Genomic DNA, 15,496 nt, shown 5'->3' with positions numbered 1-15,496 from the left:
ATCGCCCGGATTTACACATCATTCGTCTTCGCCCTCCTTGTCACTGAAGGTCAACCGATCAAGGTATGGCCGTCTTCGCTCCCGCATTTCCTCCATTCGGGTTGACTGGTCGTAGTGTCTAAGCAACACATCGATCGAGGTGTTCACTCGCTCCGAGACACGTTCTGGTGGAATCCCGCGGTTAAGTTGCCACGTAATCGATCCTGTACGAACTGCGTGAGGGTTCACCGACGACGGGCACTTACTGATTGATGAGTAATCGAGGTATTCGCATGTCGGGCGATCGTTTCCGTGGGGGCAATCTGAATGAAGACATGGCACAGTCGCGAAGTACATCCAGGCACGAACAGCATTTGTCGATGCGCGTCCCACTTCGCTCGCGAATAGTGGTCGACGGCCATAATCGTCGAACTTCTCGTGCCGATTGACCCGGATATATTCATCAAGGATGGTACACACTTGCTCCGGTACCCCAACGATTCGTTCGCCGTCCGTGCCGTTCTTCAATGGCGTCTCTTCGCGCGGGCGGTGCATGAACTGCAGGCAGCGCTCTTCTGGATTGTAGTCACTGACATCAAGTCCCCGAAGTGCTCCGAGCCGCGCGCCAGTATACCAAGCAGTTGCGAGTAGTGCGTGTGCCCGTGACGCGTAGTCTTTTGAATTGTTCTCGTAGTGCTTGAGAAGGGTCTTTGCTTCGGCAGTCGTAAGCCGGGAATCACTAACTTGCTGACTTGAGTCGACATCCGGTACGTCGACCTTCTCCGGAAGATCCTCGTTAGCGACTTCGATCCGTGCGCAATACTCGAAGAAGGATTTTAGCGTTCCCATCTCGTTGTTGAGTGAAATCGGCTTGAGTCCCTGCTGCCGGCGTACAGTCTCATAGGACTCGATATCCCAGCCGGTCAGCTCACTCATGGACTCAATCTGCTTGTCCTCGGCCCATTCAATGAAGTGTTTTAGCCGATAGTGATACGCTGAGACGGTTGACTCGCTTTTATCTACTCGGAGTTTGTTGAGCCAGCGCTCAAGGGCTTCGCGTGGGGTGAGTTCCGGTACACGATTCCCCCCGTCAGGGGAGCTAGCGATCTCAACCTCGTAAGATGGTGCCTCACTCCCGCTCATCGTTGATACTCATCAATAATGTCATAGTCGGTCGTTACTCCGAGAACTTCGTAGAGTTCTCGCCATCCGCCGCTAAGGGTGTCACGGGTGTGTTCGTCGATGCACCAGCCGTAGGCTAACGCCACATAGGACGTATCACTGCCGTAAGGGGCACAGGAATCAGATGTCTGGGTCTGACCTGCCGCCCTCGATTTTGCGGTCACAGTCTTCTTGTAACGGATAATCGATATTCGTGCATCCGACTTAAAACCCCCCTTTGTCGGACAAGCCAGATTGCATAGAAAACAACCTCATTTGGTTATCCGAGGGTAATGCCATAGATTGAAGTACTGTGGCGTTACTATATTTATCCGTCTGGGTCTGACCTGCCGTCCATCTTGTGACGGCGTCACCCTTATACGACAGATAGATGCGTCTATACGCCACTTCTCAAAATTGGCCAACCGCCACTACTATACTAGTTGATGATGTATACTGAATTGTCTGGGTCTGACCGCCCTCTGTGGATTTTCAGTCCATTTCTAAATCAGGATATCGACGGTGTGTTGATTACACTCCTCTGTGTCTGTAATATGTGCAGAGAGAGCAAATGCTCCCGGCGAACGACTATATTAGGGTCATAAACGGTTGCTCTTCTGGTTGTCTCCGCGGTAGGGGTTATCCTGATTTATTACTCGACTTGTCGCCAAGATCACGAACAACCACGTATAGAGACCTAGTAGGGGATCGTTCGTGATTTGGTCGACCCGAACGTTATTTTCGAGACCGTTTGTAGAGTGTTGATATGGTGCGAAAAAGTTGGAGAAAGTCGTTCGCACAGTCGTATAGATGGGCTATCGCTGGTGCAGTTGGCGCTGTATTCGGAAGTCTCGAGTTACCTGGACCAACGGCGTTCATCCGAGATCCTGCCATAGGAATTATTGTCTTAGGCTCTCTCGTCTTCTTCCTTGCTCTGATAGTATCGATGGGTGCGTGTCTCGATCAATTGATTAGCCGGGCCATCACGCCATCAGACACAAAGTGACAGATTATACTGCTTAAGGACCACCTCCATTATTCATCGCCCCTTTCACAAACGACATTACGAAGTTCTTCGAGTAGATCAGGGTGGTGTTCCTCGAGTATTTCAACGTCCTGCGTGAGTTCATCCTGAATCTTGTTACGGACGCGAGAGGCAGCCTGATACTGATATTCCTTCTCGTCCTCGTCATCACTTGCGATAAGCTCACGCTCTCGATCGGTGAGGATCGCACGCCGTCGGCTCATTTCATCCGACTGTTTCGTTTTCACTCCCATATGCATGCATCGTTCCCGCATACAATAAACGTTGCCCAATATGAATAACGTTCCCACATACCCATAACCTATAAGGCGGTGCCCCGACAATGCTAGAATAGAGACAGACCGGACGCTCTGGGGCATGAGAGTATGAAAATGCCCGGGTGGTTGCAACACCCCGGCCGGGTTGTCTTGGTAGAAACCCATGTCAGTATACGAAAGCCGAACAAAAGACGATTGCGAAGTTAGCGAAACGACCGATGTATGGGGCGGCCCCCATCTCGAGTACGACAAGTACGGGAACCCCACCGGCGCGAAGTACTTCCGCTGCCGGGACTGTGGCCGTGAAGTCCTCGAAGGAATCGATCGAGAACACGTCTCTCACAGGGATGGCTGCCGGTTTGAGTAGACCAATGCCTGAATGCAACAACTGCGCTTCACACGTCACAGGACGCTACAAGCGCGTCTTTGCAGACAATCACGGCGTCCTACACGCCTGCTCGAACTGTCGGAACCAAGCCGATATGTTCCGTGGCGCGGGCATCGGTGAACAGCTTACTAGCAATTAGACGACCTCAGAGAGACATGAGCGAATCCACCACCCCACCTTCGAGAGACGAGATTGAACAGCACATGAACGAACTTGACCAACAGGGCGTCCCGATCGAACTCCCCTGTTCTGAGTGCGGTACAACGGTGGAAACCACAGTACCACCTGAAGCGAAAGACAACGAGAGTCAAAGAACGATCTGCCGGAGCTGTGGAACGGATCACCTTCGGACGAAAGGCCTACTATAGCGTTTTACCAAGACGCTTTTATCTAGTTTTATCGGGCCAGTATTCCAAGCGACCGTATGGGTACGGACACCACGCTTGACGAAATAGAGTTGAAGAGAGACGATTTCGACGATGAAGAGCAAGAGCGCCGTGCATTCGAATTACTGGAAGAGTGGCCAGTGAGCTTCACCGATCTGGCCCAACTGAATGACGATAATTGGCGCAAATATCAGCATGTCTACGAGACGCATATGGGGCCACCGGGAAGCGATTATACGGTGAGCGAGATACGGGCAATATTCGACTCCGTTGAGAACTACGTCGAACTCCGCAGTATAGGGCTTGCTGGCCTATTCGCAGAGAAGGCTACCGGTGGGAAGCCTGAAGTAGAGAAAGCAGCGATGCGGAGTAGTGCTGATCCTATAGAGGCGTTCAGGGACGGGCACAGTAGCGGTATCGATCAGGGATGGAATATGGCACTCGAGAGAGCCAAGGAAACTGGAGTAGAGAATCTGCACTTCCGGGAAGTGTAACTAACCTACTTTAGAGACACTTCTCCAATTCTTCCGTATTCCTTATTATAGCGTATTCTACAACCCAGTTTCCGCCTCTCTAAGGTGGGGTAAAGGCGGGGAGAACCGGTTTCCACAACCGAATTAGGCTAATCCAGCGTCCTCGAAGGCCTCATTCACCACATCGGGAGTGGGTGCATTCAGATACGGCTCGATCGCCTGAAAGCTATCCCACCCACCAACGGCCATGACTACACGCGGGTTCACCTGTTTATCGACGAGAAGCCGCTGTGCAAACCGTCGCCGGAGGTCGTGAGAACTCACATGGTGAAAGTCGTCGTCGCCTGTTTCCTCCACTGCTCGCTCCGCTGTGCGCTTCACGACCGCCCGGACACCTCGCTCGGTAAGATCAATCAGTGGTTCGTTCCGATCGATGTCTTCGGCATTCTGATAGCGGTGAATGTCCCCTTCGACATCCTTCGGAAGATAGGCGTCTCTCGGCTTTCCACCGTTGCCCGTGGTATCTTTCCCCTCTGGTATGCGAAGCCGGTAGTAACCCCCGTCGTCGGTCCGTTTGACGTGTTTCGGTTTGACCTGGGGAATCTCGAAGGCTCTCAATCCGACGTAGCCACCAAGCTGTATGATTAGGTCGTCTCGGTGGTTCGAAGCCGCCCGTCGTAGTTCCTCGAGTTCGTCGTCAGTCATCCACACATTGTATTGATCCTGTTTCGCGGTAGCTTCGAGGCGCATGTAGACTTCTATAACAAGTCTACACTAAATATCTATCTATGAGAATGAGTCTTTGGGAGAATGGACTATTAGCCGGGCTTAGGAGTGGTGTGCGACCGATCTGTTTCCGACTTGTATGATAAGTCGTCACAACTGGGGTACATAGGTCGGTTGCATATATCGATCGGTGTATGCAAAACCGGGGTGCATGGGGTGTTTCTGTCTGCCCTTATCTGGGCCGTTCTGACTACTGATCCAATGGAATGAGCGAGACGCTTCAGATTCTAACGGTCGTACTGCTTGCAATTCGCCTTTTGATCGAACTCAGGAAGGATTCATAGAGATAACAGGCTCTGAAAGAGCTACAAGACTTAATAGAGGTGAATCGTATTATCCTAAGCAAGCCACACCACGTGTGGCGAGAGTAAGCAGAGTAACCGACCTGACTGTGGCAGCAGTCAAGACCGGTGTTCGATCGGCTGTTCCGAACGCCAGAGGATCACCGCGAGGGCGATAAGGAGAGCCCCCGTCAACTGGCCAAAGTAGACGAAGCTCACCACACCACCCCACGCGAAGATCGCGGGTACGTCCTTGGCGATGGTCGATCACCCGGCCAATTTCCTTACGCGCTGGCCGCCTACGCGATCACTGACATTGTGACAGAAGGTTGGTAACCGCGACACATAATAAAAGAATCGCCGACTACCGGCAGAGTCTGTCCTTCTACTGGCGGTCTAAGTAAACACATTGTCATATAGTCGGGGGAAAGACTATATGTTATACATGATCGTGAGTGTAATTGCTATATCCAGGTCAAGTGTAGGTCTGAGATTGTTCTTTAAGTGGTTCTCGCCACAAGATAGAGATATAGCAGGGAGTCGTTCTCCGCTGAACACCTTTTTTCCGATAGCCAAAGAAGCTGTCTGAAGCCCTCTTCGTGATCCGCTATAGGAGCTTCTATTTGCTACTCCAGGTCAATAGACCATTCACCATCAGCATCAACGACAATCCAAACTACACGATCATAATTAACTGATGTCTCACCCTCGAATTGGCCAACCTCATTAAATATAAGCTCTCGCTCATGGTCAAACATCGCTAACTCCCCAACCATTTGAACGATAAAGTTAGATTCGCCGTCATGTTCGCCAGAAATGGTGACTCTCTCGTCAATTTCGATCGGACCGATAACATCTTTTCCTTCACCCTCGCTCTCTGCTGGCACTTGGTGAATGTCTTCCTCAAGAGGCATTGGCTCTGCGACTTCGATTGACCAGTCCCCATCCGCATCTACATCAAAGTAGTAGTCTCCGGGTTCAAGTGGGATCGCCACCGCCCCATCGGTGGTACCAATTTCATTGACGAGGAGTTCTTCGCTCTCTCCCGTCTCAGCATTGATTAGTTCCACAATGAAGTTCGACTCCCCATCATGCTCGAAAATAAAGACTGTAGCACTACCGCCAGTGGTGAATTCGTCTGTGACTTCTTGGCCATTTCCTTCTACTGCAGTGGTACTACCATCATACCGGTCGTCAACAACACGGATAGACTGCAACTCTGTTAACTGCGGTTCGTCGGTCTCATCAGTAGAATCGGTATTAGTACTGTCCGAATCAACGGTGTCTGTGTCTCCACTTTCGCCATTACCGTCTGAATCGCTTTGATCAGAATCCGTTTCCTCAAGCCCGTCTGTATTGCCAGATGCCTCCGGATCGGTGTCATTAGAAGCCGTTTCTGTCTCTGGGAGTACCGCACCTAATGCTCCAAGGAGAACAAACACACCAATGAACAGGACGATCGCAGCACTCCACCCGCCACCACCAACGCCGGGGATTGATCCAAGTGGCGAGTCTGCGATGGCATCACCTATTCCGTTGCGGTTCGTTCCGATCGCATACAGTAAATAGAACGGAACCGCGATCACCACAAACGGGAGTAATATTAGATACAGTGCTGCTATTACGAGATTTCGTTTTGTCCGACCTGCCTTTGCGAGTGGTACGTGGTCAGCGAGAGCCATGAATAGTCATTGTTCCTGAATGTTAAAAATGACAGCGGTATAATCAACGGGCTGGTTGCATAGGTCACTGCATGTATCGATCGGTGTATGCAACGGTGGGTTAGTCCTCAAGCACGGGATAAGACGACTCTGTGCTATTCCAGAGCCTAGCGTGGATTCCCGTTACGCCCACTTTTCCGGCGTACTCTTCGCCCATGTTTTTCGATCGTCAATTCAGCCCTTTCATCCATGAATTCGGCTAGCGGGCCTTCGCCTTGGACATCGATCCCGACGGACACGTCCACCTCTTGTGTGCCACCGCCGGCCTCGAGTTCCTGTAATCGCTCGGTTTCAGCCGGGTTCAACACTCTCTCGCCAGCGTGACCCATATAGACCCCGTCGTTTAGGATCTTGCCACCTGTATCGAGTTGCGGGAGGTCAAGCGATCCTCCGCCAATTTCAACGCCCTGTATCTCTTTACTCGGAAGGTCAAGAGACGATGGGATAACAGCGTTAAACGCTGCTTTGAACGATTCTGCGACAGCCGAACCCGCGTCTTCAAACACCGATCCGATATCAGTCGCAATGTCCCACTTGTCTTTGATCCAGGTGTTGATACCGCCTAAGAGTTCCTTTCCTTTGTCTACAACCCCTCCAAAGGCTGATTCTGCCGCATCCGAGAGCATACCAGGAACTTCGTCCGCTATGTAGTCGCGGATCTCAGCGAACGTCGACGGAATAAGTGAGTTCCCGATGAGTCCTTTATAGAGTCCACGGGCGGCCGCCATGATAACCTCAAAGGCGGTTTCTGCCGCGCTCTTGAGGATTCCAGGGCCATTATTCACCAACCAACTCCCTGCATCAACAATGATACTCTTGATGAGGCTGTCATCGTTCCCAGTTATGGCGTTATAGAGGTCTAAGACGACGAATCGAATACCCTCTCCAATCTTCTTGAACGCTTCTCCTATGAGTGGTGGACCGTTCGTCTGAATCCACGTCGCAGCGTCACGGATAATGCTCTGCAGTCTGTCGATCGCCCTGTTTGCGAACTCGGCAATAATCTGTTCGTGTCGGCTCAGAACGAATCCAAGGCCAACAACTGCAGCGGCCAATAGGCCAACTGGTCCAAGCACTCCCGTGATAGCAGCTCCGAAAGTCCCAACGGAACCAGCCACACCTGCAAGAGCACCGCCGATCGCACTCAACGGACCCATGAAGGCTGCGATTGCTGCCCCGAATCCAGCAACAGCGGTCCCTGCAAGGGCGAATGCTCCGGCCGCTCCATCGGTCCTATCGTTGAATTCACTGAACGCGTCGACCGCTTCGGAAACACGGTCAAGAAGGCTTGTGAGGTGGGGGAGTAGCTGTTCGCCTATGTCGCGGGAAATATTATTGAGCTTACTCCGTAGGAGTTCCCACCGACCTGCCGCCGTTGATGTTTCTATACCGACTTCACGGGCCAAACTCCCCCCCTCTTCCATGGCTTGATTCGACGTTTCCATAGCCTCTGAGAACTCGCCTGTCTGTTGTGAGAGGCGTTCAAACGATCGAACTTGCTGTTTCGAGAGAGTATCGCTAAGAGTCTGAGAGGCCCCGTCACTCTCTTTCATCGCTTCAGCGACTCTCAAGAGTGTTTCCTGGGGTTGTTCCTCTCTCATTTCACGAAAACGACCTTCGGTAACGCCGAGAACCTCAGCAAATGAAGCCACATTATCGGGATCAGTCATACTCTCCCCCATCTGTTTCATCATCTGACCCGCTCTCCTACTCGAAGGTGCCACCTCATTCATGGCCGCTGAAAGTGAAAGCACCTCTGAACTACTGAGTCCCATTTCAGAGACAGCAAAGCCGCCACGTTGGGCAGAATCTACCAGCTCTGCCGTGTCCGTGGCGAAGTTGTTGCTGAGTTCGTTTAGGCTATCACCCAATTTATCGACGTTATCCAGTGGTTCATCGAGTGCCGTAGCGACTTTAGACAAACTCCTACCCGCCTCATCAGCCGCGAGAGTTGTCGCACTGCCGAGTTCTGCGGCTGTGCGGGTGAACGACTCAATCTCGTCGACCGATTCAGCGCCGAAGCGCCCGGCCTGAGTTGCCAATTCAGTTATGGATTCAGCGGCCATAGGTAGCTCTTCGGCCATGTCCTGAATCGGCTCAGAAAGCTCCTCAGCGGTCTGAGCGTCCGTGACCTTTTCAAGATCTGCTAAGGATTGCTCGAACGAAGCTGCTGCTGACGCACTCTTGGCGAGACCACCCACCGCGAGAGATCCCAAGGCTGCGCCTGCAGCCCCAACAGCGCCCTTGAAACTCGCTAGGTTCCTTTGGGCGTCACCGAGCGCACTATTCAGTGACGAACCGTCTCCCTCTAACTCAACTGACACACCTTCGGAAAATGGATTAGAAACCATGAAAGATCACCGTCGCTCTAACTTCGCTGTAGCGTCTTTGTAACTATCCTCACCGAGCAAATCCGCGAAGTTCTGTTTCAAGTCATCAGGTGCCAGCCCCCCAAGTGTCTCTATCTCGGCTTTCACCTCTCCCGCTTCCTCTATCTGTTCGTCCGTTAGAGTCTCAATAGGGTATTCAGTCATAGGTTCTCAATCATAGCCTGTTTCAATCCCGCTCCATTGTAGACATCTCCATCAACCTGAACCAAGCCACGGTCCCCGTCGATCGTCTCTATCTCGTCGCTCGAGAGTAGGATAGCAAGGGAAAGCTTCGGGTGATTCCCGTCGTCTATACGATCTAACCGTCGCTCTAGGTTTCTCTTTGAAGTCATGATTCGGTAGATACCTTTACACAGTCCTCAGCGGCGTTCTCTGCGACTCCAAGAATCTCCCGTCCTTCCCGTTCGGCTTGCTCTCGAGGCATTACCAGCGCCCGATTGATTACGACAAGAAGGCCGTCCCGTTCGTCCTTGTCGATCGGTTCACCGTGCCGGTCCTCGAGTTCGTCCGTCCCCGGAGTGCTATAGGCGACAGTGAAGCCGTCCGTATCAGTCTCTGTCTCGCTCTCGAGGTCGTCTAAGCGGTTCTCTATAGACCGCTTGCTCATTCCGTCTCACCTTGAAAGACCGCTTCCCACGGCTCTCGTGGGTCCTCAAGACTGTCGTCAATATCCCGTTCCCAAAACTCACCGATCGAAAGACCGCTATCTGACTGTTCCTCTAGGTCGTCTAACCGTGATTCGATGTTTCGTCTCATTTCTCTATCCCCTGTCGCTCTTCGATCGAACTGATCCTGTCCTCAATCTCTTCAAGAGCCTTGTCACGCAGAACCTTCCGGCGTTCCCCCTGGGCCTGAACGATCAACCGAAGGTATTTGAGCCTGATACGCTCCTTAGATTCGCTTCTGATTCTCCCGTCACCAAGGCTCTTGTACCGTGCATGATCGACGATTTCGTCAAGTGCCGCTAAGGCGTCGTCACGCTCACTCTGAATTTCGTCAGAATCCCCGTTTTCAGTCATTGTATCCCCTGTTTTGAGTAAAAGAGTGTGTCATAACGTGGTCCGTATCTTCCGCTAAAACTGCTACTCGCTAATTCCCGTCCCGTAGTTCTCGGGATCGTCAGCAAGCCCCTCAATCTGGTGTAGGGCAATCAGTTGGTTAGCAGTAGATTGGTCAGTACCAACTGCTTGGGCAAAGTCCTCTTTCGTCTCACAGTCGTTTGCAACTGCTTGGAGTTCCTTACTCTCTTTAGCAGCCTTGCCACCGCCGGAGCGACTGTCTCCCGTGATACCAGTACCGTATTCGTCGGGATCGGTGTTCTGTGCCTTCTTACGTCGCGCCTGAAGCCGATCGACGTGTTCCTGTTGTGCCGCCGATGTACTCCCAGTAAGTTCCGAATCCATCCCTTCGACACCACTACTGTACGCCTCGAGTTCGGATTCTTGCCCGTCTGACCGATCGCCGTTTACGATGTTAGCAACGATGTCTTCGAGGTCATCTTTGTGGACAAGATTGAGTTCTTGGGTGAGTTCGTCGATCGTTCCTTCGACTATCTGTTCAAGTTCGTCCTGCGAAATGTCTGCTGTACTCATTGTATTAGTATGTAGTAAGACGCTCTCCGGCGGTATCACGGGAAGTGTGTGCGCTGACTGTAGACCGATTTGGCCCTGTCCAAAGAGCCAGCAATGGTAGGGTGTGGGTTGTGAAACCCGATTGTGGGCCAATATCGGTCCACAGAAACATGGATGACGAAACTCCTGATGGGAACAGACCTTGCTGCTTTCCATCAAACAGCCGGAGGGTGGAACAGCCACACCTCCGATCGTGCCGCCGGAGAACGGTATTCGGTTGTCTAACTGTCGTCGCTCGAGACACGCGAAAGCACGCGTTCAAGGGCGTCGTCCATCGTCTCTGAGGGGGACTGTTTGTATTGCCACAACCAATCTCTGTTCCCTCGAGAAACGCTGATGGTAGTACTCTCGTCGGACATGATTCTACACAGACACCTCTAGCGACCGATCGCTTGAAACCGCTTGGAGGGCCGAAGGTGTCCATACTATATCTAGTATTTCCAGCACAATAATAGTGTCGGTTGTTCTAGAATAGAACCCGTAAACAATTATGAGTGTAGATAAATCCAATAGGACGAAAGTAGGGTTAGTTCTGTAGTGGGTCCGTCTCTGGATAGAATACGGGTTTGTCCTCAACTGCTTCTTCGCACGCTATCCGAAACTCGACATATTCGAGACACCGAATCTCGACTTCAGCACGTTGCCTTTGTATATGGAGTTCACGTAGCCGTCTCTCTGTTTCCTCTATTTCCTGCTTCAAACGCTCCTCTTGTTCCTCGAGTTTGTCGGGGTCAGAGTCGTCGATATTGTCTCTCATTTTTCTTCGTCCCAAGGCCCGTCTTTCGCCCGTTCCCACACAGGCTTGTCTGTCGAATCCGTATCGCTCTCGTCGTCAAAGGCGTGCTCGAGGTGCTTGTGACAGACAGTCATCCCCGGAACAACCGGGATCTTGCACGCAGTGCCTGTAGTGGTCGTACAACCGCATTTTGGACGGTCGCACTTGTCGAAGCCGCCTCTCGAGGGGGGTTCTGATTTACTGAACTCGTCTAACTCGGCTTGTTGGGCACTCATAGGTGGATTCGGTAGACTGTCGCGTTCGTTGAATCACTCCACACATCAAGCGTTCCGTCGCGCACCATGTCCTGCATGATTGGTGTGATTTTCTGTGAGTTTTCATCCAACGCCTTAGCAACGTGGGGGGTCTTTACATGGCTGTTCCCGCGTTCATAGTGTTCGCGGATGTATCCCCGAACAGCGTCCTCAAGAGGAGGGGCTTCCATGCTCATGTGCTGCCACCCCCAGGTGGCCCCGTGCCCCCATCTGTTAGTGATTCCCTTCGCATTGGTCCTGCAACCGTAGTAGATGGTGTTACTGTTCGCTCGAGGGTATCATGTAGGTCAATCGACCACGTAGTGTTCTCCTCCTCGAATTCCTCAAGCCGAAGGTCAACCTCACCGTTTTTGGGGACGTTATCCGCGCTGTACACGTCGGCACCGTACTTACCTGCACCTTCGTCGCGGGTAACTCCCTCAAGTTCAGGTAGGGTTTTGAGAACGTGGCGCTTCGTACATCCGACTGCTTCGGCTATCTGCTTGGCCGTAGTGCCGTCCTCTTCCGATCGGAGCGTTTCAACTATCTCTTTCTGCAGGTCAGTGTACGTCCATTCAACCCCAGGTGCTTCGAGATCGACAAGTTCAGGTGGGATGGCGTCGGTTCGGACAAGAACGACTGCACTGTTATTGGGATCGTCAGCGTCACGGGCATATCGCCCGGCGGCTTGGGCAACATGGTTCTCTCGAACGCTGGCAAGCAGATCCGAAGCGGCATCGGCATCAGGCCCGGTGAACGTCCGTCCTTTTTCGCGCTTGGTTTCGCCGTCCTCAGTTTCGACCGTGGCGGGTTCGGCCTCGAGTCCACACTCGGCAAGTAGATCCAATACGTAGTCATCGCCGGGGTCAATACACCCGTTGACAAGTCCAACTGATTCATCCCCAAAGTCGTTACGTGATTTTTCCTCGCCGTAGTGCATCGTCTCCGGCTCAGATATGCCGACATCCTCCATGAGCCGTTCCGTCCGGGCTTCAACACTCGAAGCGGTGATGCACGTCGAGAACTCCCGTCCGTAATGCTCGTTGAGGTGTTCCAATACGGTCCGTGTGCCGTCCTCATCGAAGTATTCCCCCGACGTAAACGGACGGGTCGCTTTTCCGACTTGAACAATCGTAAGGCCACGCTCGAAGCGTCTCCATAGTCGTCGTTCGGTTGGGGCGAGCAATGGGTCTCGCCCGACCTCCGGAACCGTATTCTGTTGCCAGAGGTTCATGCTGGGATGCGCGTCTAAGCCAACCACGGACCGCGCAGCATCGAACCACGGCGTCACACGAACAGTCTGGATAGTGTGCTCGTCGTCAATAATAACGGTCACTCGGTCGGCCAGATAGTCTTCGCCATATTCATCGAACCGAGGGGGTTCATGGTGTGCCGTTGCACTACGTCGCCCGTTACAATCCGTGTCACTCTCCCGAAGTGCATTCCATACTGCTTCGGACAGTGCCGGAGCAAGTGCATGGGCATCGGAGTTTTTGAGGTACCACATCATGCCGGGTTCCTCCTCGAGTGCTTCGGCCATATTTCGGCGTTTCTCCCCGACTGCTTCGAGGTCTACAAAGTCACCGTGGAAGGGAGTGGCCAAGCTGATGAACCCCTCAAACGTCGTCTTAGGCGCGTCTACAGCTTTGAGATATGCCGTAATCGCCCGACGGATTTCGTCCTGAGTAAGGTCGGCGGCAAAATCCGGTTGCTCATCCATGATAACGTTACATCCCTTGATCAAGGACGGTACTCGAGCGAAGGCGTGGGTCGCATGAATCACATCGACAGAGGCGTGTCCATCGTCGTTTCGCGGGATGCCGTCCCACTGGGTCATGGCCGGACACTCAGTATCGTCGTGCTCGCACGGCAGCGGTGTGTTTTGGTCGTTGTTCTCTGCGAGGTATTGATGGGCGACCGAGAATGGGATATTCTTTCCGTCACACACGGTATCGAGCCACTCTTGGGCCGGTGTGCCGTCGATCGTGATAACGATGTCCGGGTCCTCGCCGTCCGGGTCCGGGTCGTGATCCCCCGCTGCAATCGGACAGCGCTCTTTACGACCTTTGAGCACCCGGTAAGTCACGTTCGCTTTGCTCGAGTCGGCCGCTGCAGAGTCTCGCGCTTCACGTGTCTTGTGGAGGTGTACGACTGGTTGCTCACCCGTCGTACCAGTGTGGTTCAGCCACGGTGTTGTTGCCGTCGTGTAGGACTTGCCAACCGACGTTGGGGCATCAATCACTGCAGTTGAACGCGAGCGGATTGTGCGGAGGATTTCGTCCTTGAGCCGACTGCGTACCTTCGACGTACTCGGCCACTCGAAGCCGTGTGAACGCGCATATCGTTTTCGTTCCTCCGAATCCAGCGCGTCTAGGCGTTCGAGTGGGAGGGTCGAAACGGGTTCAGAACTCTCACCCGTGTCGAACTCAGGAATTGGTGCACCGGCGTCCCGAGCGGCTTCTACGGCTTCCCACCAATCCGAACCGGACAGGCGGTCCCACGGATTGTTGATAATGCCTTGCTCGGCAGCATAGAGACTCAGTACGCCGAAGGATTCGCCCTCTGCGTGGTCGTGGAAGGCTCCTTCGCCGTTGTAGTGGAGGCTCTTGCCACTGTCAGAACGTCGGTAACTCGGGTCCCATGTACCCCATCCGGTCGAATCCGTGCCTGTTTGTGTAGTCCTGAGTGGCACGTCACGGGGTTCTATCTGATCTACGGCCGTCAGTACATCCCGAACGTCAGACGCCTCCTCATCGGCGCGTGTCGCCTCTGGGTTGTAGTTCTCGAGTTTGGCACTCACTCGATTCGTATCGTGCTCAATTTCGGGTTCGTCCTCGTAACCATTGGCCTTAAGGATGGTTTCCAGCACATCCTCGTCCCACTCGGTCGCCTTGAGTGGCGTGCCTGGAACGTGCTCGCCGGTGGCTACGTTCACGTGCTTGTTCGCATAAATCTCGATAACAGGCACGTCGTCATTCGTCCCCCACGGCTCGGTGTCGATCTCGAAGGTAGCTTGCCCTTTGCCGTCAATCGGAATTTTGCCGATATACTGCGCGTGGATTCCGCTCCCTGATGTTGAAATGTCGGTGTAGGTCGCTCCCAGATGGGCGAGCACAGCCTTGAACGCCGGGTGGACCACGCCGGTTTCTGGGCATCGAACGTCGTCGCCGTCTACGAACGCATATCGATCGTCCTCTTGCTGAATGAACGTCCGGCCCGTAATCTCGTCTCGGAATTTTGGATCCTCGACGAACATATCCAGTTGCTTGCCCGTGACGTAGTGATCCTCATAACTCCATTTCCAGCGGGCATCACAATCGCACACGTCCGCCGTCGTATGCCCGTCTTTTGCACACTCAGCGGGGGCATCGGCGTCAGACCACGGTGAGAAGGGCATCTTATCCTGCGCGCCCATCCACTGCTTTTCTTCATATGTCGTTGTGCAGTAGACGCTGCTCTCCGGGTTCTGAAAGTCCATATCAGCAATCGGGGGCGCGAACTCCGCTCGAGGAGTGGTATTAGGCTCTGTCTGTTGCCCATCGTCGCGGTCCTCGCCGTTCGCAGCGTCTAAATGGTCGCTACAGAGGGGGATCGGGTTGGTTGGGTCCGTCGCTTCGTGTGTGCACGCCGGCATCGTACACTGTCGACCGCGTGGGACTGTCACGGCTGACACCCCCCTTCATCAAGCGCGGGGCAGGGCTGCTTGTCGGTGAGAATATAGCACCCACAGAACTCACACACCGGTGGCTCGAGTTCGACGGTGCGACTCACCGCGACCACCTCTCGGTAGATCCGCTAAACGCAGCACTCTGACTTCTATTCGGCCCGAAAAACCTTATAAAAGGATGGGATCGCCCGGATTTACACATCATTCGTCTTCGCCCTCCTTGTCACTGAAGGTCAACCGATCAAGGTATGGCCGTCTTCGCTCCCGCATTTCCTCCATTCGGGTTGACTGGTCGTAGTGTC

General features: G+C 53.3%; 15 protein-coding genes. 3 read left to right on the top strand and 12 right to left on the bottom strand.

The features are described 5' to 3' along the window. Positions 1-18 precede the first annotated feature (18 nt). Both AC6I6L_RS20605 and AC6I6L_RS20600 read right to left on the bottom strand, forming a co-directional pair. The gene (locus tag AC6I6L_RS20605) at positions 19-1,122 is read right to left on the bottom strand and encodes a tyrosine-type recombinase/integrase (RefSeq protein ID WP_497919656.1); all 1,104 of its coding nucleotides are present in this window, start codon (positions 1,120-1,122) and stop codon (positions 19-21) included. A 1,053-nt stretch (positions 1,123-2,175) separates the two neighbouring features. After that, the gene (locus AC6I6L_RS20600; RefSeq protein ID WP_497919657.1) at positions 2,176-2,388 is read right to left on the bottom strand and encodes a hypothetical protein; all 213 of its coding nucleotides are present in this window, start codon (positions 2,386-2,388) and stop codon (positions 2,176-2,178) included. Between the two features lie 217 nt (positions 2,389-2,605). On the opposite strand from AC6I6L_RS20600, the gene AC6I6L_RS20595 reads away from it, so the two are divergent. The 3 genes from AC6I6L_RS20595 (at position 2,606) to AC6I6L_RS20585 (ending at position 3,710) form a co-directional block, all read left to right on the top strand. Beyond that, a complete protein-coding gene (locus AC6I6L_RS20595) occupies positions 2,606-2,809 on the top strand; it encodes a DUF8118 domain-containing protein (protein ID WP_497919655.1) in 204 nt (67 codons plus the stop codon). Continuing rightward, complete coding sequence (locus tag AC6I6L_RS20590) at positions 2,790-2,969, top strand: DUF7563 family protein (protein WP_497919654.1); 180 nt, start codon at positions 2,790-2,792, stop codon at positions 2,967-2,969. Before AC6I6L_RS20595 ends, AC6I6L_RS20590 begins: the two co-directional genes overlap by 20 nt. A 285-nt stretch (positions 2,970-3,254) precedes the next feature. Beyond that, positions 3,255-3,710, top strand: a complete 456-nt coding sequence (locus AC6I6L_RS20585; protein WP_497919653.1) for a hypothetical protein — start codon at positions 3,255-3,257, stop codon at positions 3,708-3,710. 123 nt (positions 3,711-3,833) lie between these two features. Here AC6I6L_RS20585 and AC6I6L_RS20580 read toward each other — a convergent pair whose 3' ends face one another. From AC6I6L_RS20580 to AC6I6L_RS20535, 10 genes are all read right to left on the bottom strand, one after another. Beyond that, complete coding sequence (locus AC6I6L_RS20580; RefSeq protein ID WP_497919652.1) at positions 3,834-4,439, bottom strand: site-specific integrase; 606 nt, start codon at positions 4,437-4,439, stop codon at positions 3,834-3,836. 943 nt (positions 4,440-5,382) lie between these two features. After that, positions 5,383-6,438, bottom strand: a complete 1,056-nt coding sequence (locus AC6I6L_RS20575) for a hypothetical protein (protein ID WP_497919651.1) — start codon at positions 6,436-6,438, stop codon at positions 5,383-5,385. Positions 6,439-6,584: 146 nt separating this feature from the next. After that, positions 6,585-8,828, bottom strand: a complete 2,244-nt coding sequence (locus tag AC6I6L_RS20570) for a phage tail tape measure protein (RefSeq protein ID WP_497919650.1) — start codon at positions 8,826-8,828, stop codon at positions 6,585-6,587. A gap of 6 nt (positions 8,829-8,834) precedes the next feature. Beyond that, positions 8,835-9,011, bottom strand: a complete 177-nt coding sequence (locus AC6I6L_RS20565) for a hypothetical protein (protein WP_497919649.1) — start codon at positions 9,009-9,011, stop codon at positions 8,835-8,837. Positions 9,012-9,195: 184 nt separating this feature from the next. Continuing rightward, a complete protein-coding gene (locus AC6I6L_RS20560) occupies positions 9,196-9,474 on the bottom strand; it encodes a hypothetical protein (protein WP_497919648.1) in 279 nt (92 codons plus the stop codon). A 145-nt stretch (positions 9,475-9,619) separates the two neighbouring features. After that, positions 9,620-9,886 (bottom strand): DUF8136 domain-containing protein, encoded by a 267-nt coding sequence (locus AC6I6L_RS20555; protein WP_497919647.1) that lies wholly within the window; start codon positions 9,884-9,886, stop codon positions 9,620-9,622. Positions 9,887-9,949: 63 nt separating this feature from the next. After that, a complete protein-coding gene (locus tag AC6I6L_RS20550) occupies positions 9,950-10,459 on the bottom strand; it encodes a hypothetical protein (RefSeq protein WP_497919646.1) in 510 nt (169 codons plus the stop codon). A 565-nt stretch (positions 10,460-11,024) separates the two neighbouring features. Continuing rightward, positions 11,025-11,255, bottom strand: a complete 231-nt coding sequence (locus AC6I6L_RS20545) for a hypothetical protein (RefSeq protein WP_497919645.1) — start codon at positions 11,253-11,255, stop codon at positions 11,025-11,027. 250 nt (positions 11,256-11,505) lie between these two features. Continuing rightward, positions 11,506-11,724 (bottom strand): hypothetical protein, encoded by a 219-nt coding sequence (locus AC6I6L_RS20540; protein WP_497919644.1) that lies wholly within the window; start codon positions 11,722-11,724, stop codon positions 11,506-11,508. After that, the gene (locus tag AC6I6L_RS20535) at positions 11,721-15,005 is read right to left on the bottom strand and encodes a hypothetical protein (RefSeq protein ID WP_497919643.1); all 3,285 of its coding nucleotides are present in this window, start codon (positions 15,003-15,005) and stop codon (positions 11,721-11,723) included. The genes AC6I6L_RS20540 and AC6I6L_RS20535 overlap by 4 nt, the downstream gene beginning before the upstream one ends. Between the last annotated feature and the right edge of the window lie 491 nt (positions 15,006-15,496).

The sequence above is a fragment of the Halosolutus sp. DAT137 genome, from assembly GCF_059736405.1.
Note: the sequence above shows the minus strand (reverse complement) of the source record. Positions and strands in the feature narration are given on the sequence as shown.